General features: G+C 49.8%; 16 protein-coding genes. 2 read left to right on the top strand and 14 right to left on the bottom strand.

Annotated elements, in window-relative coordinates:
• Positions 1-14: 14 nt before the first annotated feature.
• The 5 genes from greA to ABGI61_RS10095 form a co-directional block, all read right to left on the bottom strand.
• A complete protein-coding gene (greA, locus tag ABGI61_RS10115) occupies positions 15-491 on the bottom strand; it encodes a transcription elongation factor GreA (protein WP_008223855.1) in 477 nt (158 codons plus the stop codon).
• Positions 488-3,709: a carbamoyl-phosphate synthase large subunit gene (gene carB / locus ABGI61_RS10110; protein ID WP_347600662.1), complete on the bottom strand. Its 3,222-nt coding sequence runs from the start codon at positions 3,707-3,709 to the stop codon at positions 488-490. Before carB ends, greA begins: the two co-directional genes overlap by 4 nt.
• Before the next feature lie 28 nt (positions 3,710-3,737).
• Positions 3,738-4,868, bottom strand: a complete 1,131-nt coding sequence (gene carA, locus ABGI61_RS10105) for a glutamine-hydrolyzing carbamoyl-phosphate synthase small subunit (protein ID WP_347600660.1) — start codon at positions 4,866-4,868, stop codon at positions 3,738-3,740.
• A 197-nt stretch (positions 4,869-5,065) separates the two neighbouring features.
• Complete coding sequence (gene dapB, locus ABGI61_RS10100) at positions 5,066-5,875, bottom strand: 4-hydroxy-tetrahydrodipicolinate reductase (RefSeq protein ID WP_347600658.1); 810 nt, start codon at positions 5,873-5,875, stop codon at positions 5,066-5,068.
• 121 nt (positions 5,876-5,996) lie between these two features.
• Positions 5,997-7,868, bottom strand: coding sequence for an MFS transporter (locus ABGI61_RS10095; protein WP_347600656.1), 1,872 nt, complete (start codon positions 7,866-7,868; stop codon positions 5,997-5,999).
• A gap of 180 nt (positions 7,869-8,048) precedes the next feature.
• On the opposite strand from ABGI61_RS10095, the gene ABGI61_RS10090 reads away from it, so the two are divergent.
• Positions 8,049-9,386, top strand: a complete 1,338-nt coding sequence (locus tag ABGI61_RS10090) for a Na+/H+ antiporter NhaC family protein (protein ID WP_347600654.1) — start codon at positions 8,049-8,051, stop codon at positions 9,384-9,386.
• On the opposite strand, the gene ABGI61_RS10085 is transcribed toward ABGI61_RS10090, so the two are convergent.
• The 7 genes from ABGI61_RS10085 to dnaK form a co-directional block, all read right to left on the bottom strand.
• The gene (locus ABGI61_RS10085) at positions 9,373-10,440 is read right to left on the bottom strand and encodes a nucleotidyltransferase domain-containing protein (RefSeq protein ID WP_347600652.1); all 1,068 of its coding nucleotides are present in this window, start codon (positions 10,438-10,440) and stop codon (positions 9,373-9,375) included. The genes ABGI61_RS10090 and ABGI61_RS10085 overlap by 14 nt on opposite strands.
• Complete coding sequence (locus ABGI61_RS10080) at positions 10,434-11,285, bottom strand: HprK-related kinase A (protein ID WP_347600650.1); 852 nt, start codon at positions 11,283-11,285, stop codon at positions 10,434-10,436. Before ABGI61_RS10080 ends, ABGI61_RS10085 begins: the two co-directional genes overlap by 7 nt.
• Positions 11,282-11,476 (bottom strand): hypothetical protein, encoded by a 195-nt coding sequence (locus tag ABGI61_RS10075; RefSeq protein WP_347600648.1) that lies wholly within the window; start codon positions 11,474-11,476, stop codon positions 11,282-11,284. Before ABGI61_RS10075 ends, ABGI61_RS10080 begins: the two co-directional genes overlap by 4 nt.
• Complete coding sequence (locus ABGI61_RS10070) at positions 11,460-12,074, bottom strand: hypothetical protein (RefSeq protein WP_347600646.1); 615 nt, start codon at positions 12,072-12,074, stop codon at positions 11,460-11,462. The genes ABGI61_RS10075 and ABGI61_RS10070 overlap by 17 nt, the downstream gene beginning before the upstream one ends.
• Positions 12,075-12,230: 156 nt before the next feature.
• The gene (locus ABGI61_RS10065) at positions 12,231-13,028 is read right to left on the bottom strand and encodes a M48 family metallopeptidase (protein WP_347600644.1); all 798 of its coding nucleotides are present in this window, start codon (positions 13,026-13,028) and stop codon (positions 12,231-12,233) included.
• Between the two features lie 97 nt (positions 13,029-13,125).
• On the bottom strand, positions 13,126-14,268 hold the full coding sequence (gene dnaJ, locus ABGI61_RS10060; RefSeq protein ID WP_347600642.1) for a molecular chaperone DnaJ: 1,143 nt from the start codon (positions 14,266-14,268) through the stop codon (positions 13,126-13,128).
• Positions 14,269-14,337: 69 nt separating this feature from the next.
• A complete protein-coding gene (dnaK, locus tag ABGI61_RS10055) occupies positions 14,338-16,248 on the bottom strand; it encodes a molecular chaperone DnaK (protein WP_347600640.1) in 1,911 nt (636 codons plus the stop codon).
• Positions 16,249-16,472: 224 nt separating this feature from the next.
• On the opposite strand from dnaK, the gene luxS reads away from it, so the two are divergent.
• On the top strand, positions 16,473-16,982 hold the full coding sequence (gene luxS / locus ABGI61_RS10050; RefSeq protein WP_347600638.1) for an S-ribosylhomocysteine lyase: 510 nt from the start codon (positions 16,473-16,475) through the stop codon (positions 16,980-16,982).
• A gap of 35 nt (positions 16,983-17,017) precedes the next feature.
• Here luxS and ABGI61_RS10045 read toward each other — a convergent pair whose 3' ends face one another.
• Together ABGI61_RS10045 and ABGI61_RS10040 are read right to left on the bottom strand one after the other, a co-directional pair.
• Positions 17,018-18,676: a diguanylate cyclase gene (locus ABGI61_RS10045; RefSeq protein WP_347600636.1), complete on the bottom strand. Its 1,659-nt coding sequence runs from the start codon at positions 18,674-18,676 to the stop codon at positions 17,018-17,020.
• 20 nt (positions 18,677-18,696) lie between these two features.
• Positions 18,697-21,453: a PAS domain-containing protein gene (locus tag ABGI61_RS10040; protein WP_347600634.1), complete on the bottom strand. Its 2,757-nt coding sequence runs from the start codon at positions 21,451-21,453 to the stop codon at positions 18,697-18,699.
• Position 21,454 lies beyond the last annotated feature (1 nt).

Genomic DNA, 21,454 nt, shown 5'->3' with positions numbered 1-21,454 from the left:
CTTGTCAACGCCAATTACAAATACTGAACCTTGGTAATTTCAAACTCCACTACACCTTTGGGTGTGGTGATGTTTGCTACATCATCAGCAGACTTACCAATTAAACCGCGGGCAATGGGCGAATTGACTGATATCAGATTGTTTTTGATATCCGCCTCATCATCGCCCACTATGCGGTAGGTCACTTCTTCGTCAGTATCCAGATTCAGGATAGTCACAGTACAGCCAAAGATCACTTTGCCGCTGTTAGGCAGCTTAGTCACATCAATGATCTGTGCATTGGACAGCTTAGCTTCAATGTCCTGAATACGGCCTTCAATAAAGCCTTGCTGCTCACGCGCAGCGTGATACTCGGCGTTTTCTTTTAAATCACCATGCTCACGCGCTTCAGCTATCGCCTGGATTACCGCGGGGCGTTTTACTGATTTTAATTCATTCAGCTCAGCGCGCAGTTGTTCTGCGCCCTGCACTGTCATCGGAATTTGGCTCATCCGTTTACTCTCTTATGTAATTCCTGCACCGAGGCCACATCGTCAAACGCACTGGCGGCATTAGACATTACCGTGGCAAAGGCGGCATTTAATGTCGTGGTGTAGTTGGCTTTGTACTGCAGCGCGCCACGGCGGATAACTTTAGAGTCTTCAATTGCCTGACGACCGTCCGTAGTGTTAACAATATAGCTGTACTCGCCATTCTTAATGCGGTCCAGTATATGCGGCCGGCCTTCTGATACTTTATTTACCCGACGGCACTCAATACCCGCTGCTTGTAACGCCATCGCAGTACCTCCGGTGGCGTCCAGGTCAAAGCCTTTGGCCACCATACGCTTAGCCAGTTCAATGACGCGCACTTTATCGCTGTCGCGCACCGAAAGCAAGGCACGGCCCCCGGTTGGGATCAGCGTACTGGCACCTAACTGGCCTTTGGCAAAAGCTTGTTCAAAGGTATCACCCACGCCCATCACTTCACCGGTAGAGCGCATCTCAGGACCAAGAATAGGGTCAACGCCTGGAAACTTGTTAAACGGGATCACCACTTCTTTTACCGAGAAAAACGGCGGGATAATTTCTTTGGTAACACCCTGATCTGCCAATGAGCGACCAGCCATACAGCGTGCACCCACTTTAGCGACTGCCACGCCGGTGGCTTTAGATACGAACGGTACAGTACGGGCAGCACGTGGGTTCACTTCAATTAAGTACACTTCGCCGTCTTTAACCGCAAACTGGGTGTTCATCAGGCCAACTACGCCCAGCTCCAACGCCAGCTTGCGTACCTGCTCACGCATCACATCCTGAATCTCTTTGCTCAGGCTGTGTGGTGGTAAAGTACAGGCCGAGTCACCTGAGTGCACACCGGCTTGCTCAATGTGCTCCATAATGCCGCCAATCACCACCTCTTTGCCGTCACAAATGGCGTCGATATCTACTTCAATCGCATCATCCAGGAAGTTATCCAGTAGCACGGGTGAGTCATTCGATACGCTAACCGCTTCATTCATATAACGGCGTAGGTCTTGCTCGTCATAAACAATTTCCATTGCCCGGCCGCCCAGCACGTAAGATGGACGCACTACCATCGGAAAACCGATATCGGCTGACTTGGTAATGGCTTCTTCCAGGCTGGTGACGGTAGCATTCTTCGGCTGCTTTAAGCCTAAACGCTCTACCGCCTGCTGGAAACGCTCGCGATCTTCAGCGCGGTCAATCGCGTCCGGAGAAGTGCCGATAATTGGCACCCCGTTCGCTTCCAGTGCACGGGCCAGTTTCAATGGTGTCTGGCCGCCGTATTGCACAATTACGCCTTTGGGCTGCTCTTTGCGTACAATTTCCAGCACGTCTTCCAGCGTAATTGGCTCGAAGTACAAGCGATCTGAGGTGTCATAATCGGTAGAAACGGTTTCCGGGTTACAATTCACCATGATGGTCTCATAACCGTCTTCCCTCAGCGCCAGCGCCGCGTGTACACAGCAGTAGTCAAACTCGATACCCTGACCGATACGGTTTGGCCCGCCGCCGATAATCATAATTTTATCGCGGTTAGTCGGTGCCGCTTCACACTCTTCGTCATAACTTGAGTACATATAAGCCGTGTTAGAGGCAAACTCGGCAGCACAGGTATCCACCCGCTTGTACACCGGGTGAATATTAAAGCTGTAACGCTTTTTGCGTACTTCGTTTTCACTGACGCCCAGTACATCGGCAATACGCTTATCAGCAAAGCCTTTACGTTTTAACCGCGCAATGCGCGCTGCATCAAGCGCTGCAAAACCGTCTTTGCTAAGCGCCTGCTCTTCTTTAACTAAGTCTTCAATTTGTACCAGGAACCAACGGTCGATATTGGTCAGGCTGAAGATCTCATCCATGCTCATGCCCAGACGCATTGCATCAGCGATGTACCAAATACGGTGTGAGCCCGGCTCTTTTAATTCACGGATAATTTTATCTTTGGCTTCCGGCAGCGTGATATCGATGATAGGGTCTAAGCCACAGACACCAATCTCCAGGCCACGCAACGCTTTTTGCAGCGATTCCTGCTGGTTACGACCAATGGCCATCACTTCACCCACCGATTTCATCTGGGTAGTTAAACGGTCGTTAGCGCCGGCAAACTTTTCAAAGTTAAAGCGTGGTACTTTAGTCACCACATAATCGATGCTCGGCTCAAACGAGGCTGGCGTTTTACCACCGGTAATGTCGTTGGCCAGCTCATCTAAGGTGTAACCAATGGCCAGCTTGGCGGCTACCTTGGCAATAGGGAAACCGGTGGCTTTAGAAGCCAGTGCCGATGAGCGCGATACCCGTGGGTTCATCTCAATGATCACCATACGACCATCTACCGGGTTAATACCAAACTGTACGTTTGAACCGCCGGTTTCGACACCAATTTCACGCAGTACCGCCAGCGAGGCGTTACGCATAATCTGATATTCTTTATCGGTTAGCGTTTGCGCAGGCGCGACGGTAATGGAGTCGCCGGTATGAACGCCCATAGGGTCGAAGTTTTCGATGGCACAGACAATAATGCAGTTATCGTTTTTATCGCGTACCACTTCCATTTCGTACTCTTTCCAGCCAATTAGCGACTCGTCAATCAGCAGCTCTTTAGTCGGCGATAAATCCAGCCCGCGGGTACAAATTTCTTCAAACTCTTCGCGGTTATACGCAATACCACCGCCAGAGCCACCCATGGTAAACGACGGGCGGATAATACACGGGAAACCAATGTCTTCCAGCACCTGATAGGCTTCTTCCATCGAGTGCGCCAAACCGGCGCGTGGACACGCCAAGCCAATAGAGCGCATGGCTTTATCAAAGCGGCTTCTATCTTCGGCTTTATCGATAGCATCAGCAGTGGCGCCAATCATTTCGACATTGTATTTTGCCAGTACACCATGGCGCTCTAAATCCAGTGCACAGTTCAGTGCAGTCTGGCCACCCATGGTAGGCAACACGGCACAGGGGCGCTCTTTGGCAATAATTTTTTCAACCACTTGCCAGTGAATAGGCTCGATGTAAGTGGCATCAGCCATTTCCGGGTCTGTCATAATGGTGGCCGGGTTAGAGTTCACCAGAATAACGCGGTAGCCCTCTTCTTTTAATGCTTTACAGGCCTGGGCGCCTGAGTAGTCGAATTCGCAGGCCTGACCAATTACGATAGGGCCAGCACCTAAAATCAGAATACTTTTAAGGTCGGTACGTTTTGGCATTGCAGTAAATCTCCGTAATTCTGTTGGCTTAGGCTTTGGCTTGTTGCATCAGCGCGATAAAGTGGTCAAACAGCTCTGACGCTTCATGCGGGCCTGGGCTGGCTTCCGGGTGGCCCTGGAAACTGAAAGCCGGTTTATCAGTACGGTGGATCCCCTGCAGGGTGCCGTCGAACAACGATTTGTGCGTCGCACGCAAATTGGCCGGTAAGCTGGCTTCATCTACCGCGAAACCATGGTTTTGCGCAGTAATTAATACGCGCTTGGTATCCAGATTTTGCACCGGGTGGTTACCGCCGTGGTGGCCTACGGTCATTTTTACCGTTTGCGCACCGCTGGCCAGCGCCAGCAACTGGTGACCTAAACAAATACCGAAGATAGGAATATCAGTATCTAAAAAGGTTTTGATGGCGTCAATGGCATAAGTACAAGGTGCCGGGTCGCCTGGGCCATTTGATAAGAAGATACCATCCGGGTTCATTGCCAGCACGTCACTGGCAGGTGTTTGAGCCGGCACGACGGTTAATTTACAGCCACGGTCAACCAACATGCGCAGAATATTGCGTTTTACGCCGTAATCGTAGGCGACCACATGAAACTTAGCGTTATCTGGTGTACGGTGACCTTCACCCAGCTGCCAGCTACCCTCGGTCCACTGGTATGGTGCTTTAACGGTAACCTCTTTGGCTAAATCCATGCCTGATAACCCCGGAAAGCCTTTGGCCAGTTCAAGTGCTTTGGCTTCATCCAGGTTGTCGCCGGCCATTAAGCAGCCGTTTTGCGCACCTTTTTCACGTAAAATCCGGGTTAATTTGCGGGTATCGATGTCGGCGATGCCGAGAATATTGTGTTGCGTTAAGTACTGACTAAGTGAGAGTTGGTTACGGAAATTGCTGGCTAACAACGGCAGGTCACGGATAATCAGGCCGCGGGCCCAAATTTGTCCGGACTCCTCGTCTTCGAGGTTAGTACCGGTATTACCGATATGTGGATAAGTAAGCGTAACGATTTGTTCTGCATAAGAGGGATCAGTCAATATTTCCTGATACCCGGTCATTGAAGTGTTAAACACCACTTCACCTACAGAAACTCCTTCAGCGCCAATGGCTGTACCGCGAAATACGGTGCCGTCTTCCAGTACGAGCAGGGCGGACTTAGTCAAGATAACCTCCAAACAGCAAAAAACGGGCGAAAACCAAAGCTGTTTTACTACCCGTTTTGACCCAAAATGTGATACCCGGATTTGCCCTAGGCAAACCTGACTATTTTAGGCGATATGAGGTTATTTAGCTATGCCTTTTTTGAATTTTATTATAAATGCTGTGTTTGCATGTTTTTTTGCTTAAATGATGCAAAAAGTTAGCTTAACTCGGTCAAACCTAACACTTGTTGCATAGAATAAAGTCCGGGCTGTTTATTTTGCAGCCACAAAGCAGCACGCAACGCACCTTGAGCAAAGGTATTACGGCTGGACGCTTTATGCGTAATTTCCAGCCTTTCGCCTAAATCAGCAAATAAGGCAGTATGATCGCCAATAATGTCTCCGCCACGCACAGTGGCAAAACCTATGGTTTGCTGCGCCCTTTCACCGGTGATGCCCTCGCGGCCATATACGGCAACGTCAGCCAAATTGCGATCAAGCGCTTTGGCTATGCTGGCACCAATTGCCATCGCAGTTCCTGAAGGCGCATCTTTTTTAAACCTGTGATGCGCTTCAATAATTTCAATATCGGCGCTTTGCCCCATCACTTTTGCGGCGGTTTGCACTAAATGCAGCAGCAGGTTTACCCCGACACTCATATTCGGCGCCCAGACAATAGGAATATGCAAAGCGGCCTGTTGCACCTTAGCGTACTGCGCATCGGTCAGGCCGGTCACGCCGATCACCATGGCTTTATTGGCAGAGACGGCCAGCTCAAGGTGCGCCAGCATTGCCTCTGGCATGGTAAAGTCAACCCAGACCTCAGCCTGTGTAATGCTATCAGGCCCCGTTGCGGTTAGCGGTAACGCTAATTTACCCACACCCGCCAGTTCGCCGGCATCAACGCCGATAAGTTCAGAATTTGCCCGCACTGTTACACCAGTCAGATTAAGTTGTTGTTCTTTGGCGACAGTAATTAGCGCTCTGCCCATACGGCCATTAGCACCAAAAATTCCGATAGATGGCATATAAAAGCTCTGAGTAAAAATAACAATGGCGGCTATTAGAGCAAAAGCCGCCAGCAGGGGGAAGTAAAATAGCCATCTTTATTGCTATAACATATACACAGCGAGTGCCGCACCGTGGGCGTCAGGGGCAGTCGCCACGTAACAGGCGCACACGCTGCTCAAGCACTATTGCACTGGCTTGCTCTGCAGGTACAGCTTCTTCGGCCACTAAGGTCACTTTAGACCAAAAACGTCCTTTAAATTTAAACGCGCCTTTACCATGGTGGCTAAAAAATGATCCCCATAAACCACGCAGCGCCATGGGCACCACAGGTACCGGCTTTTCAGCTAGGATGCGCTCAATGCCGGGTCTGAAGCTATCCATGTCACCGGTTTTGGTTAAACGCCCCTCGGGGAAAATACACACCAGATTGCCCTGCTCCAACTCACGCTTAATGCTGGCAAACGCCGCCTCGAACACGGCTTCGTCTTTTTGTTTGCTGCAAATGGGAATAGTACGCGCTGCTTTAAACAACCAGTTGGCTACCGGCAAATCATAAATGGCTTTCTCCATCACAAAACGCACCGGCCGCCGCACGGCGCCACCAATAAGCAAGGCATCAACATAACTAACGTGGTTCGCCACCAAAACAGCCGCACCTTCTGCCGGAATATGCTCAAGGCCACGGCTTTGTACCCGATACATCGTATGACTAAGGATATAGATAACAAAGCGCAGTAGAAATTCAGGTAATTGGCTGTAGACATACAGCGCCACCACGGCATTCATAATCGCCAGAATAAGAAAGTATTCTGGTATCGCTAAATCGAGCAGCGTTAAAAACGCTATACCGGCAATGGCGCTAACTACCATAAACAGTGCATTAAAAATATTATTGGCCGCAATAACCCGGGCACGCTGTGCCGGCTCTGCCCGTTGCTGCAGCAACGCATATAGCGGCACAATAAAAAGCCCGCCAAACACTCCGATTAACGTCAGATCGGTTAAGATCCACCAGCCAAAGGCACTGGCTAAAAACTGCGGTAAGTTAAGCAAGGTCTCTGGCTGCTGTACCGGGCTACTAAAATACAAGCTGATGCCAAACACAGTTAAACCAATAGAGCCAATCGGCACTATACCAAGCTCAACCCTATCGCCGGATAGGCGCTCGCACAGCATAGAGCCGATACCCACCCCCACCGAAAACGCTACCAACAGCGCCGTAACCACGGTATTATCGCCACCGAGTACCGTTTTGGTGAAATTAGGAAACTGGGTTAAATAGCTGGCACCCAAAAACCAGAACCAGCTGATCGCCATAATCGACAAATACAGTGTTCTGTTGGCATAGCTGATACTGATGGTGGCTTTAGTTTGTTGCCAGGGCGCAAAACGAAAGCGGCCAGCGCCGGCTACTTCGCCAACCTCCGGGATCTGACGACTGACCCCATACCCCAATAGCGCAAACAACACCACTACGCCACCGATCCACACGGGTGCATCAGCCACGCCCACCAGTAAACCACCGACGATGGTACCCAGTAAAATGGCAACAAAGGTGCCCATCTCTACCCAGGCATTACCCGCCAGCAGCTCTTTGTCACTGAGCAGTTGCGGCAAAATGGCGTACTTCACCGGGCCAAAAAAGGCTGACTGGCTGCCCATTAAAAACAACAGCCCCAGTAATAGCAGATACTGCTGAAAATAAAACGCCAGCGCGGCTACCACCATTAATACAATTTCCAGCAATTTCAGCGCACGAATCAGCCGGGTTTTACACACCGAATCCGCCAACGTGCCGGCAGTGGCCGAGAATAATAAAAAGGGCAGGATAAATAAGCCTGCTGCCAGGTTCATGGTTAAGTCGGTATCCCACGGCAAGGCGTTAGCCGCGGTAAATGCCAGTAACAGCATTAAGGCATTTTTAAACACATTGTCATTAAAGGCACCACTGGCCTGAGTTAAAAAAAACGGTAAAAAGCGACGCGATACAATGAGTTTGAATGATGACATCGGCACTCCGTGCACTAAAGGGTCAGCAAAAAAGTGATTGCCAGCATAATAAACTCAGGTAGCTTATACCAGTACGAAAATTGCGCTACTGCAAATTGACAGGACGTCCAGCCATCTATATAGTGCGCGTCCATTTGCCAATGTTGGCGTTAGCACGCCCGCGGCCTGACAGGAATAGCCATGACACCACAGACTGAATTCGCCCCCGGCGCTAAACGCTCGCTGTTACCTTTAGTGTTTTTTGTCTTGCTGTTTTTAGGCACAGGCCTTTACTTACACCAGCAGGACGTTGCCTACGCCTTCTATCAGTTACCAGGCCATGTCGCCATTATTCCGGCGCTTATTCTGGCGATCTGGTTGCATAAAGCGCCGCTGCAGCAATCTATTGAGATGATGGTTAAAGGCGCCGGTAACAGCAATATTATTACCATGTGTATCATTTACCTGCTGGCCGGCGCATTTGCCAGCGTTGCTACCGCCACTGGCGGCGTTGATGCGGCGGTAAATGCCGGTTTAAGCCTGGTGCCGGCGCCCTGGTTGTTGCCGGGTTTATTTGTTATTGCGGCGCTGGTTTCCACGGCTATGGGCACCTCTATGGGTACCATAGGTGCATTAGCACCCATCGCCGTAGGTTTAGCGCAGCAAGCAGGACTGGAACCGGCACTGGTTGCCGGTGTACTGTTAAGTGGCGCTATGTTTGGTGACAACTTATCCATCATCTCTGACACGACAATCGCCGCAACCCGTACCCAGGGCGCGCAAATGGCAGATAAATTTCGCGAAAACATTAAAATTGCCTTGCCCGCTGCGCTGTTAACCCTGGTGTTATATGTGACTCTGGCCAGTGAGGGCGCACCGGTGCAAGTCGATAATGTTAACTGGACCGGCGTGGTGCCCTACGCCGCAATTTTGTTACTTGCGGTGCTGGGACTTAACGTATTTGTTGTATTGCTGTTGGGTATAGTACTGGCCGCGCTGCAGGGCGCGGTGTTTGCTGACTATGCTATCGCTAATTTAGGTAAAGATATCGCCAGTGGCTTTGCCAGTGTGCAGGAAATTTTTCTGCTGGCGATGTTAGTTAGTGCATTAAGTGAATTTATCAAACAACAAGGCGGCCTGAGCTGGATAGCCGCTCACATTCAGCGCATCGCTAACAGCCTTAAGCTGGCCGGTAATAAAGCCCAACAACTGGCGATCGGTGCTCTGGCCTTTATCAGTAACCTGTGTATTGCCAATAATACGGTGGCGATAGTACTCACCGGCGAGGTGAGTAAAACGCTGGCGCAGCAGCATCATATTACGCCTAGACGAAGCGCCAGTTTGCTGGACATTTTTGCCTGTATCAGTCAGGGGCTGGTGCCTTATGGTGCACAGGCGTTGTTACTGGGTGCCAGTTTTGGTATCTCGCCCTGGCAGGTGGTCACGCAAAGCTATTATTGTCTGATTTTACTGCTGGTGGTGCTGGCGGTTATCCTGCTGCGCCCGGCGCAACCTATGCCGGCGGTTAACGCGGCTTAAGCTTGCTACGCCATAACTGGCGCAGGCCATTAGCAGGCTTAGCAACGGCATGGTACAGCAGGATGTGCCAGCGCATTTTTAAACTATGGCCACGTAAAAACCATAACTGACGCGCCGCCCAGGCGGTCATACCGGTGCTGGTTAACATGGCCAGCACTAAACGGGCGCCCAAACGTTGCCGTCGCACCACACTGTGTTGCGTTAACAACTGGCGGGCCGCCTGATTATCAAACAGCGTCAGCAATACCTGACAGGCATCGATAAGTGCTGATTGCACCTGCATCTGTTGTGCCTGCTGCCAGATAAATTCCAGTTGCTGCTGTTGCTGTACTTCGTTGAGTAAGTCCTGTAAATCGATAATGTCTTTTAGCAGCCGGTGCGTTTCTTCCTGATAAAACAAGTGCACAGCAGCGTGCAGAAACAAATGCGCCAGCGTCGGCACTAAAAATGCCGAACCTGGCAGCGGTGTGGCATGCTCAAGCAGTACCTGAATATCAATGTGTTTCGCCGATGCCGGCGGGTAAATATGGTGATGCAGATCAATCACAGTGCCACGCTGGTAATGTTGCAGTGGTGGATTCTGATGCGACCAGGTCAGATAATACGCCCGGTCATAGTCACTAAGTGGCACCTCTGCAAAACCGGCAAAAAATAATTTATCCCGGGCGCTGCGTAGCTGCGCTTTGGGCACCAATAGATCAATGTCGGCAAATAAGCGGCCATAACTCATCGGCAGCGCCAGCGCTCGGTAAGCGGCACCTTTTAATAGCACACAAGGAAAATCGGCCCGGCCAACCACCGCCTCCAGCTGCTGTAATTCATAAAATAGCGAATACCGCTGCTTTTTACTGTAACGGGCAGCCGATAAGCCGTGCTGCCTTATCTGCTCTGGCACCTGTGACATTAAACCTTGAGATTGCAGCATATAGTAGCAGCGGGCGGTTAAGCCATGCTGGCGTGCCAGCTGCAAAAACGCTGTCCAGCGCGCACCGTCGGCCTGCTCGACAAAACGGCCGGGGTTTGCCAGAAAGTCCAGTAACGTCCCGGCTAACATAGGGCGCTCAGCTCACGGATAACCTGATTAATATCAGCATACTCCAGCCGGTAGGTCGCACATTGCTGCACCAGAGCGCTCAGAGCAGAAAAGCCCTCATCGGCCAATACATTGTAATTAAAAGAGTTATAAGCAAGGTGCATAAAGGCATCAGCTTTTGGCAGCGGCGTTAACATCAGCTCAGTTTGCTCTGGCTGATATTGCGGAAATACTACCCAGGCAGGGTGTGCCGGCTGTTGGTACGCCTGCCAACTCAGATCCGACGGCAGCAAATAACCGACAGTCCCTTTGGTGGTGCCGCGGGTGATCTGTCGCACTCTGGCATCGGGGTACCATTGCTGAATCAGCGCAATAGACTGATTTTTCAGACTTACCGGCCGCACATAAGGCCAGATAAGGCCACTAACGAGATCAATCAGGCACATTTCATCGCTAAGTAGTCGCCAGCCTTCCTGCATCAGCACCGCACACAGCGTGCTTTTACCTGAGCCAGGCGGCGCCGGTAAGATCAGCGCCTTACCATCTCGCTCCAGCACAGCAGCATGTATAGCTAAATACTGGTGCTGATAAGACGCCACACACCAGTTAAGTCCCCACTCAAAAACCGGCACTAATTGCGCTTTATCGGTCATACGAAAGTGTTGCTGGCCGGACGAGACGTGAAAAGGCCGGCCCCAACCGGCCCAGCGCCTTCGCACATCGAGGGTAAAATCATAGATAGTGCCGTCATCAACCTCTGATAACAGCGATGGCGGATACAGCTCTGTCAGCGCCGCACGTAACGCCGGGCTACGACTGCTGACCAAAACAGAGAAGGGCGCGGTATTTAAGGCAAAATCAGTCAAGTCGGCTTAGCTTCTGTCTGTACCGATTCCACTTCAGCAGACCCGGCAATGCTGGTTTCATGGGTTAATAACGAAAATACCACAACACTGCCATCATTAAAGCAGGTTTGCAGTAGTGCGGTGTCAGTTTGCTGTTGCAGCCATTGCGGGTAGCTTTGGCTAACGCTTAGCACGTCAGACAGCGTAACCATCAATATAATAAGACAGTAACGCCGCAAGTTGGGCTTTTTGCGCTGGTGTCACTGCACCGATATAGGCATTCACAATTTCATCCGGCGAAGGCATATTGGTGCTTATTTGCTCTCGTTGGTAATACAATGCATGTAAAAAAGCAGAGGCAATATTGCGTGTTAACGCATGATCACCACCCTGGTTCACTGCCTGCTTTAAAGTGCCGTTGTAGCCACTGCCAAACACGGCGTTAAACGGCGTGTCCTGGTAAATATCAATACCATGCCACTCTTTTAGCCACTTATTTAGCGAGACGTACTTTTTCTTGTAAAAGTAAGCGCCTTTGCCATCGGCAGCACCTAGCTTATTCGCTTCAAAATAGAGCTTGGCGCTGCCATGCGAGTCAAAACTGAATTTACACTGCTCAAACTTGTCTGGCTGCACAGATTGCATCTGCGAAGCCGTCTCACTTAATGAGCAATTCAGTGTACTGGTGCCCCAAGCTGCTTTGCTTTTTAGCGTCAGCAATACAGGCAGAGAACCCAAACCGGCACGCAGTAAAAACTTGCGCCGCCCGTTTGACGTTGTCGAGGTTTCCTTGTCATTAACTGCTGTCATAACCCTATTCCATTAAGCTCACTGCATGAAAGTGTACTGGCACTGCTATGCAAGATCAAATCCAACAAGCTAAGCGCTTGTTATAACTTAGCTTTTAAATACTGCCGTGAATCAAGTTGCCGGCTACTGTAAAGTAAACTGACACTGCGTCTATTACTAGCTACACCTTGGCAAAGGTGCACTGGCTTTGCGCTCGTTAAAAAGCTTCATCGCCTCTGGCATTTTCTCGCGCAAATCTTTAATGCGGGTTTCCGGTAGCGGGTGGGTCGACATGAACTCCGGTGTACCACCACCGCCTGCTGCGGCCATATTCTGCCACAGGTTAACCGCCTGGCGTGGTTCAAAGCCAGCTTTAGCCATCAGATCCAGACCGATAATATCAGACTCACTCTCATGCGCGCGGCTAAACGGCAGCGCCACGCCTAACTGTGCGCCTAAACCAAAGGCGGTCATTAACTCTTGCTGATAACGCACACCATAGGCTTTCATACCGGCATCACCCAATGCCAGTATAGTCTGAATGCCCTGATTGGTGGATAGCCGTTCATTACTGTGGCCGGCAATAACGTGCGCGATTTCATGGCCCACTACTGCTGCCAGCTGATCCTGATTTTGCGCCACTTTTAATAGGCCAGTGTAAACACCAATTTTGCCGCCGGGTAAGGCAAAGGCATTCACCTGATCTGAGTCAAATACGACGATTTCCCAGCTTTGCGCCCGGGTGCTTTCGGGTGTTACTGCCAGCAGGCTGTTAGCCACACACTTTACATAATTATTGGTTTTCGCATCCTTGGCTATTGGGGTTTCAGCCTTCATCGACTCAAAGGTTTGCGCGCCCATTTTGCCAAGCTCGGCATCGTTAAACAGCATGATTTGCCGCCGGCCGGTCGGCGATTGGGCACAGGCCGCTATCAGCAGGGCACAGGTGGTGGTAACCAATAATTTCTTCAACATCGTTATATCCTTATCCGCAGTAACTGGCGTAAAACAGCCTCTTTATTGTATCTGCTGGCTAACAAAAAACCACCCGCAGGTGGTTTTTCATTGGCTTTTAGCTGGTTAAATCATCGAAAAACTTTTTCACGCCATCGAAAAAGCCTTTAGATTTTGGCCGGTGTTTGGCTTCGCCATCACCTGCCATACTATCGTCTAACTGACGCAGCAACTCTTTTTGCTTCTCGCTTAGGTTAACCGGTGTTTCAATGACCACTTTACAGACCAGATCGCCCACCCCGCCGCCACGCACTGACTTCACGCCCTTGCCACGCAGGCGGAACATTTTGTCAGTCTGAGTCTCGGCAGGTATCTTCAGTTTTACCCGGCCATCCAGCGTTGGTACATCAATTTCACCACCCAATGCTGCTGTGGTGAAACTTAACGGCACATCGCAATACAGGTTATTGCCATCACGGACAAAAATCGGGTGCTCTTTCACATGCACTTGTACATACAAATCACCCGCCGGTGCACCGTGCATACCCGCTTCACCCTCACCGGTTAAGCGGATGCGGTCGCCCGTATCGACACCAGCCGGAATTTTCACCGACAAGGTTTTGGTCTTTTCTACGCGGCCTTCACCATGACACTTAGTGCAGGGCTCGGGAATAATTTTGCCACGGCCATTACAGGTCGGGCAGGTTTGCTGCACGGCAAAAAAGCCCTGCCGCATGGTTACCTGGCCGGCTCCATGGCAGGTTGGACAGCTCTTGGCTGACGTGCCTTTTTTCGCACCTGAACCATCACAGCTATCGCAGCTCACCATAGTCGGCACTTTAATGTCGACCGACTTACCACGCACGGCTTCTTCCAGGCTTAGCTCAAGGTTGTAGCGTAAGTCAGAGCCACGCTGCGCCCGTGACTGGCCACGACGCCCACCGCCACCGAAAATATCGCCGAACACATCGCCAAAAATGTCGCCGAAATCAGCACCACCGGCACCACCGCCGAAGCCACCTGCACCACGGTTAGGATCTACCCCGGCATGGCCATAACGGTCGTAGGCAGCCCGCTTTTGCTCATCCGACAACACCTCATAGGCTTCCTGCACTTCTTTAAACTTCTCTTCCATCGCTTTATCGCCCTGCGTACGGTCAGGGTGAAATTTCATGGCGAGGCGTTTGTAAGCCTTTTTGATGTCTTTGTCGTCGGCGCCTTTAGCGACACCTAATACTTCATAATAGTCACGCTTGGACATAGTTCCCGCTCAGTAAAAGTCTTAATGCCAAAGGGCTGGCACCTGGCCAGCCCTTATACCTCAGCCAGATTACTTCTTGTCGTCTTTCACTTCTTCAAACTCGGCATCAACCACATCGTCGTTACCACCCGCTTGCTGGCCAGCATCACTGCCACCCTGCTGGGCTTTCGCCTGAGCGGCTTCCATCAGTTTTTGTGACGCCTGCATCAGCGCTTGCGACTTTTCATCAATCGCCGCCTTGTCACTGCCTTTTAACACAGCTTCAAGATCTTTGATGGCGGTTTCAATGGCTTCTTTGTCATTGGCCGCTAAGGCATCACCCACTTCGTCCAGCTGCTTACGGGTAGCATGTACCATCGCATCAGCCTGGTTACGGGTTTGTACCAACTCTTCAAACTTCTTGTCTTCTTCGGCGTGTGCTTCAGCGTCACGTACCATGGCCTGAATTTCTTCATCAGACAGACCAGAGTTTGCCTTGATAGTGATCTTCTGCTCTTTACCGGTATCTTTATCTTTGGCAGATACATGCAGAATACCATCGGCATCCAAATCGAAGGTAACTTCAATTTGTGGCTCGCCACGGCGGCCCGGACGGATACCTTCTAAATTAAACTGACCCAGTGATTTATTGTCAGAAGCACGCTTACGCTCACCCTGCAGCACGTGGATCGTTACTGCTGACTGGTTATCTTCTGCTGTTGAGAACACCTGCGACTTCTTGGTCGGAATCGTCGTGTTTTTCTCAATCAGTGCAGTCATCACACTACCCATGGTTTCGATACCCAATGACAGTGGCGTTACGTCCAGCAGCAATACATCTTTTACATCACCTGACAGTACCGCGCCCTGGATAGCCGCTCCTACAGCAACCGCTTCATCCGGGTTAACATCTTTACGCGCTTCTTTGCCGAAGAAGGCCGCAACCGCCTCTTGAACTTTCGGCATACGGGTTTGACCACCCACCAGAATGATGTCGTCAATTTCGCCCACGCTTAAGTCGGCATCTTTCAGTGCTTGTTTCAGCGGCTCGATAGTACGCTGAATTAAATCTTCAACTAACGATTCCAATTTAGCACGCGTTACCTTGATGTTCAGGTGTTTCGGGCCTGACGCATCTGCCGTGATATACGGCAGGTTAACTTCAGTCTGCGACGCTGAAGATAATTCAATTTTGGCTTTTTCTGCAGACTCTTTTAAACGCTGCATGGCCAGCGGGTCGTTGCGCAGGTCAATGCCTTGCTCTTTTTTAAACTCTTCAACCAGATAGTTGATTAAACGGTTGTCGAAGTCTTCACCACCTAAGTGCGTATCACCATTGGTAGCCAGAACTTCGAACGTCTGCTCGCCATCTACGTCATCAATTTCGATGATAGAGATATCGAAAGTACCACCACCTAAGTCGTAAACCGCAACTTTAGTGTCGCCTTTCTTTTTATCCATACCATAAGCCAGCGCCGCAGCTGTTGGCTCGTTGATAATACGTTTAACGTCTAAACCTGCAATGCGGCCGGCATCTTTGGTTGCCTGGCGCTGCGCGTCGTTAAAATAAGCTGGTACCGTAATAACGGCTGCGGTTACCGCTTCGCCTAAATAGTCTTCCGCGGTTTTCTTCATCTTTTTCAGCACTTCAGCTGAAATTTGTGGTGCAGCTAACTTTTTACCTTTAACTTCAACCCAGGCATCACCATTATCTGCTTTCACGATTTGGTACGGCATGATTTTGATATCACGTTGCACTTCTTCGTCTTCGAAACGACGACCAATTAAACGCTTGATGGCGAATAAGGTGTTTTTCGGGTTGGTAACTGCCTGACGTTTGGCTGGCTGACCCACTAATACTTCGCCGTCTTCGGCGTAAGCAATAATTGAAGGGGTAGTACGGGCGCCTTCAGCGTTTTCTAATACGCGAGGTTTGTCGCCGTCTAATACCGCCACACATGAGTTGGTTGTACCTAAGTCAATACCAATAATTCTGCCCATAACTGCTCTCCACTTAAAATTTGAACAATTAAAAATTGTGTTGAGCGGTTAATGGGGATTAGCCCTGATCCATTCAAGGTTATTGTCGTAAAAATTTTTGTCTTAACTGATAAAATTGCGGCGTTAACCGCGGTTAAGCGCTTTTCGCGGCAAAAGCGGTTAACTTATCTGCACTGACCTGACTATAATAGTGAACACTGATTTTCTATAAATAAGGCCTGACTATGCCATTACTGGACAGCTTTACCGTCGACCATACCATTATGAAAGCACCTGCGGTGCGGGTAGCAAAAAAGATGAACACACCTAAAGGTGACGCCATCACCGTATTTGATCTACGTTTTTGTGTGCCAAATGAAGAGATCCTATCTGAAAAAGGCATTCACACATTGGAGCACTTATTTGCCGGTTTTATGCGCGACCATTTAAACGGTGATGATGTTGAAATTATCGACATTTCGCCAATGGGTTGTCGTACCGGCTTTTATATGAGTTTAATCGGCACGCCAGACGAGGCGCGGGTTGCCAAAGCCTGGCAGGCGGCGATGAATGACGTACTGCACGTCGCCAGCCAAAGCGACATTCCTGAGCTGAATATTTACCAATGCGGTACTGCACAGATGCACTCGCTGGATGAAGCCAAGCAAATTGCGCAAAATGTGCTATCCCGTGGGGTTGGCGTGAATAAAAATGATGAACTGGCGTTACCCGACGAGATCTTAAACAAACTGTAATATTTAAAAATATGACGGCGCAGATGCGCCGTTTTTTATTGTTTTGCGCCGTTGTACAGTTCGGAATATCCACAAACACGGTCCCGACCATCGTGCTTTGCTTTGTACAAGGCTTCATCAGCCGCTATGATCATTTGACGGACCGTATCAAAAGTGTTTCCTTCTGTTGATACTACACCGGCAGAGAAGGTACAGCTAAATTGCTTATCACGTGCTGTAAACTGAAGCAGTCGGAATGCTTTAAGAATATTTTCAACGAGGATTTTTGCTTGCTGCTCATTACACTCTGGTAACACCAACAAAAACTCCTCCCCGCCAAAACGTCCCGCCCGATCAGTTTTTCTCAATCTTTTTCTCAGTAAGGTGGCCAAAGCAGTAATAACTAAGTCCCCTACGGCATGGCCATAAGTGTCGTTTACTGACTTAAACCGGTCGATATCAACCATCACAATACTCAGAGCGCTACCTGAGCGCGCTGTTCTGTCAAATTCCTGTACGGCAAACTCTTTGATCGCACTATGCTTTATCAGTGAAGTTAAGCTGTCTTTTTCAATCAGGTTTTTCAATTGTATGCTGCGGGCAAGCCGCACTTTAATGGCCTGAACCAGTAGGGAGTCATCTATGGGTTTAGTAATAAAATCATCAGCGCCATGTGCCATTGCGCGTAACTGAAGCTGTTTGTTTCCTTCAGAGGAGAGAAAAACAATCGGCAAACGGCGAAGCGCAGGGTATTGGCGGATCAAGCCAGCCAACTCCATGCCAGAATATTCCGGCATGTAGATATCCATCAGCAACAAATCGGGTTGATAGCGCAAAACCTCTTCAATAATGTTGCTAACATCTTTCACAATGCAAGTGTCGATGCCCTGTGCCCCCAGGATCAACGCATAATGCTGCGCCAGCAAAGTGTCATCATCAACAATAAAAACCTTACCTTTATTACCATGCATTGCCTCAAGTAATTCGGTTGTTGTAGCGATAATATTTGGGATGTCTATCGGTGAAGCAAAAAATGCATCCACGTTATATTGCGCCGCCGTGATGCGTAAACTGAACTGATCAACTGGCGAGTATACCATCACCCGGCTTTGGTGCTTCGACAACTGGTTTAACATGTAATTCTGTTTAAACAGGCTACTGCCATCTTTTAGTGAAATATCACTCAATAGCACCGCCGGCGCAGTTTGTTGTAACCGCCGGACGCACGCATCAAAACTATCAACCCTTTCAACATGATAGCCATAAGCCATAAATTGCTGAGTCAGCTCAGACGCCACGTTATCATCATCAATAATCAGCCAGATAGCATTACGGTCTTGTAAACTGGCTTGGGCCACGTCAAGGTGGGGGCTCGCGCTCTGATGTGAATGCGCGACCGCCCTATCAAGTTCTAACACCGCGTGCTTAAGTGACAGTAAGCTTTGCCCCTGCTCTGCAGCTGACTTCGAACTTATCACCAAGGCCAACTTTTCAATTTCCCGGGCCTGATTACCCAGCACAGCATAGCCAAAAGTACCACAAGCCCCGGCGAGCTTATGTGCCTGAGCCGCAATCTCACTGAGTGCCTTGTCTCGGTCTGTAAACTCCGTCAGCACTACCATTTGGGCCGTTCGCTCCGCCAGGCCCGCAGCAAACCTGCTCCTCAGCTGTTCAAACGCTGCACTAAAGTCAGCTTTAGCATCTGATTTTGTCACTGCATTTACCCTTTATCATCTTAAGACTCGCTGGTTTTGCCTGACCACAAGGGTAAGGTAAAAAAGAACGACGTCCCCTCGCCCAATTTTGATACAAAGCCAATTTCGCCATGCATTTGGCTTATCAGTTCTTTACAAATGGCTAAGCCAAGTCCGGTACCCGTTGCCTTACGCAAATTAGATCCATCGGCTTGAGCAAAACGCTCAAACACCCGCGGCTGAAACTCAGGCGCGATACCTTGGCCGGTGTCTGTCACCGTAACTTTAACCTGATCGCCGGATACTTTTGCCTCTAGCGTCACTTTAGCCTCTGCATGCGAAAATTTAATAGCATTAGAGAGTAAGTTAGTCAGCACCTGCTGTAAGCGTAGTGAATCGGCCATCACTAACACCTTGTCTTGCATAACAATTTGCATGTCGACCTGATGCTGCGACGCATAAGGTTTAATGCTTTCTATCGCGTGTTCTAACTCGTTATTTATTGATAGCTTTTCGATATGAAATGGCATTTTACCCGCTACCAATTTTTCCATATCCAGCAAATCGTTAATTAACTGCGTCAAACGCTCAGTATTGCTTTGCGCCAAAAACAATAACTTAGCCACCGCGTCTGGCACAACACCGAGCTTGCCCGAGTTCACCAACCCCAGAGCCCCTTTGATAGCCGTAAGTGGTGTGCGCAGCTCATGGCTAACGGTTGAAATAAACTGGTCCTTTAATTGCTGTAACTGGATCCGCTCCGTTACGTCCTGCACTGAGCCAACCAGAACATGGTCAGATCCCTGCTCTGACGGCAACATTCTCGCTAACTCATGCACCCAGCGAATACTACCATCAGCCCGGATGATACGGTGCACTACATCATGCAGCCCAGTCTGCTCAGCTCGCTGTTCACTTTGCGCCACCAAATCCCGGTCCTCCGGGTGCACCATGCTCTTAAATATCGCGACACTGGGTACGGAACGCTCATCAAGACCAAAAATCTGGTAAACAACCGGCGACCACCATAAGTTACCAGACGTGATATTCGCTTGCCAAAAACCCATCTGCGCCGTTTCACTGGCTTCATCAAGGCGCTCCTGACTCAGCTTAAGCTCTTTGTTTACCCGCTCCAGCTCCAGATAGTACTGCTTAACGTTGGTGATATCCTCCAGGTAGCCATGCCAGAGGGTACTACCATCAGGCATGCGCTCTGGCATAGCCTGCCCTGACAGCCAACGAATTTGTCCCTGCTCATTTAACACCCGATACTGGTACTGCCATACACTCAGATTAGCCGCCGATGCGTCAATGCTTTGTGCCAGCCCCGGTAAGTCTTCCGGCACTATGCGATTAAATACCACAGAAGCATCCTGCCTGACCTGTTCGGGACGCACGCCATAAATCTTAATAATGTTGTCACTGGCATAGGGAAAAGCCACGCGGCCATCCGGCCATTGCTGATATTGATACACGACACCGGGCAGCTGTGAGGTGAGTTTAAGTAACTGCTGTTTTAAACTTTTCTCTTCAGTAATATCCAGAATAAAGCCATCAAGGCAAACAACATCACCGTTTTTGTCATATTCAGCCTGACCACGCTCCTCAACCCAGTGAATAGCCCCACTTTTATGAATAACACGGTATTGCAACAACCAATTACGCCGGGATGTCACGGCTTTATCAACTTCAACCTCAAGCCTGGCCTGGTCATCGGGATGAATAACGCTGGCATAACTGCGCACTTTGTTATTGATAAAGTCACTGGCAGGATAACCCGACAGTGGATCTATACTGCCGCTCATGTACAACATGGTCCAGTTTTTATCGGCTTTACAGCGATAGGTAATACCCGGAATGTTATCCACCAGTACCTGAAACTGGTCCCGGCTACTTTTTAGCTCCAACTCTGCTTGTTTTTGCTCAGTAATGTCAGCATGAGTGCCATACATCATCAAAGGCTTTCCCTCAGCAGTCCAGCTGATGACGCGGCCACGGTCGTGTATCCATACCCAATGGCCGTCTTTGTGTTGCATTCTGCATTTACAGTCATAAAACGCTGACTGACCGGCAAAATGCTGTTCCAGTAAATGGCCAGACTCTGCCAGATCACCCGGATGCGCCAGCTTAAGCCAAGTATTAATATCTATCGGCCCAAGCTCGTCTAAGGTGTAACCAACTATCTCGGCCCAACGTTCATTAAATATCGTCTCACCCGTTTGCACATTCCATTGCCAGGTGCCAATACGCGTGCCCTCCAATACAGAGCGATACATCAACTCGCTGGCAGCTAACTGCTCATGAGCTTGCTCTTGCAACCTGTCTGCAATTTCCTGCTCAATGGCATCGGCAAATTTACGTAAAACGAGCTTCTCGTTAGCCGATAAATTTCTTGGTTCAGGTTCGATAATACACAAAGTGCCAATACGCTGATCTCTGAATTTCAGTGGAGCTCCGGCATAAAAGCGAATAAAGGGCGCCCCTGTAACGAGCGGGTTGTCGGCAAAGCGGCTATCTAGCAATGCGTCTGGCACTTCTAAAATATCGTCGCTTAAAATTGCATGACCACAAAATGAGATATCACGCCCGGTTTCACAGGCATCAAGGCCCTGGCGGGACTTAAACCATTGGCGCTCGGCGTCAACCAGAGAAACCAGCACGATATCGGTATGCAGGCATTGCTTAACCAGCGCCGTTAGCCGCTCAAATCTTGGCTCTGCCGGTGTATCCAGCAGTGTGGTATCAGCGAGAGCTTTTAATCGCAAAGTCTCGTGTTGGGGTGTATCAGGCGCCTGCATG

Origin of the sequence: Rheinheimera fenheensis, assembly GCF_039871805.1 — a bacterium.
GTDB classification, from domain to species: Bacteria; Pseudomonadota; Gammaproteobacteria; order Enterobacterales; family Alteromonadaceae; genus Alishewanella; species Alishewanella fenheensis.
This window is presented reverse-complemented; position numbering and strand designations above follow the sequence as displayed.

Coding starts and splice junctions, on each gene's coding strand:
- ABGI61_RS10090 (WP_347600654.1), top strand. CDS start 8,049: ATGACACCACAGACTGAATTCGCCCCCGGCGCTAAACGCTCGCTGTTA.
- ABGI61_RS10095 (WP_347600656.1), bottom strand. CDS start 7,868: ATGTCATCATTCAAACTCATTGTATCGCGTCGCTTTTTACCGTTTTTT.
- ABGI61_RS10065 (WP_347600644.1), bottom strand. CDS start 13,028: ATGTTGAAGAAATTATTGGTTACCACCACCTGTGCCCTGCTGATAGCG.
- luxS (WP_347600638.1), top strand. CDS start 16,473: ATGCCATTACTGGACAGCTTTACCGTCGACCATACCATTATGAAAGCA.
- ABGI61_RS10075 (WP_347600648.1), bottom strand. CDS start 11,476: ATGGTTACGCTGTCTGACGTGCTAAGCGTTAGCCAAAGCTACCCGCAA.
- ABGI61_RS10040 (WP_347600634.1), bottom strand. CDS start 21,453: ATGCAGGCGCCTGATACACCCCAACACGAGACTTTGCGATTAAAAGCT.
- ABGI61_RS10070 (WP_347600646.1), bottom strand. CDS start 12,074: ATGACAGCAGTTAATGACAAGGAAACCTCGACAACGTCAAACGGGCGG.
- ABGI61_RS10085 (WP_347600652.1), bottom strand. CDS start 10,440: ATGTTAGCCGGGACGTTACTGGACTTTCTGGCAAACCCCGGCCGTTTT.
- greA (WP_008223855.1), bottom strand. CDS start 491: ATGAGCCAAATTCCGATGACAGTGCAGGGCGCAGAACAACTGCGCGCT.
- carB (WP_347600662.1), bottom strand. CDS start 3,709: ATGCCAAAACGTACCGACCTTAAAAGTATTCTGATTTTAGGTGCTGGC.
- dnaJ (WP_347600642.1), bottom strand. CDS start 14,268: ATGTCCAAGCGTGACTATTATGAAGTATTAGGTGTCGCTAAAGGCGCC.
- dapB (WP_347600658.1), bottom strand. CDS start 5,875: ATGCCATCTATCGGAATTTTTGGTGCTAATGGCCGTATGGGCAGAGCG.
- dnaK (WP_347600640.1), bottom strand. CDS start 16,248: ATGGGCAGAATTATTGGTATTGACTTAGGTACAACCAACTCATGTGTG.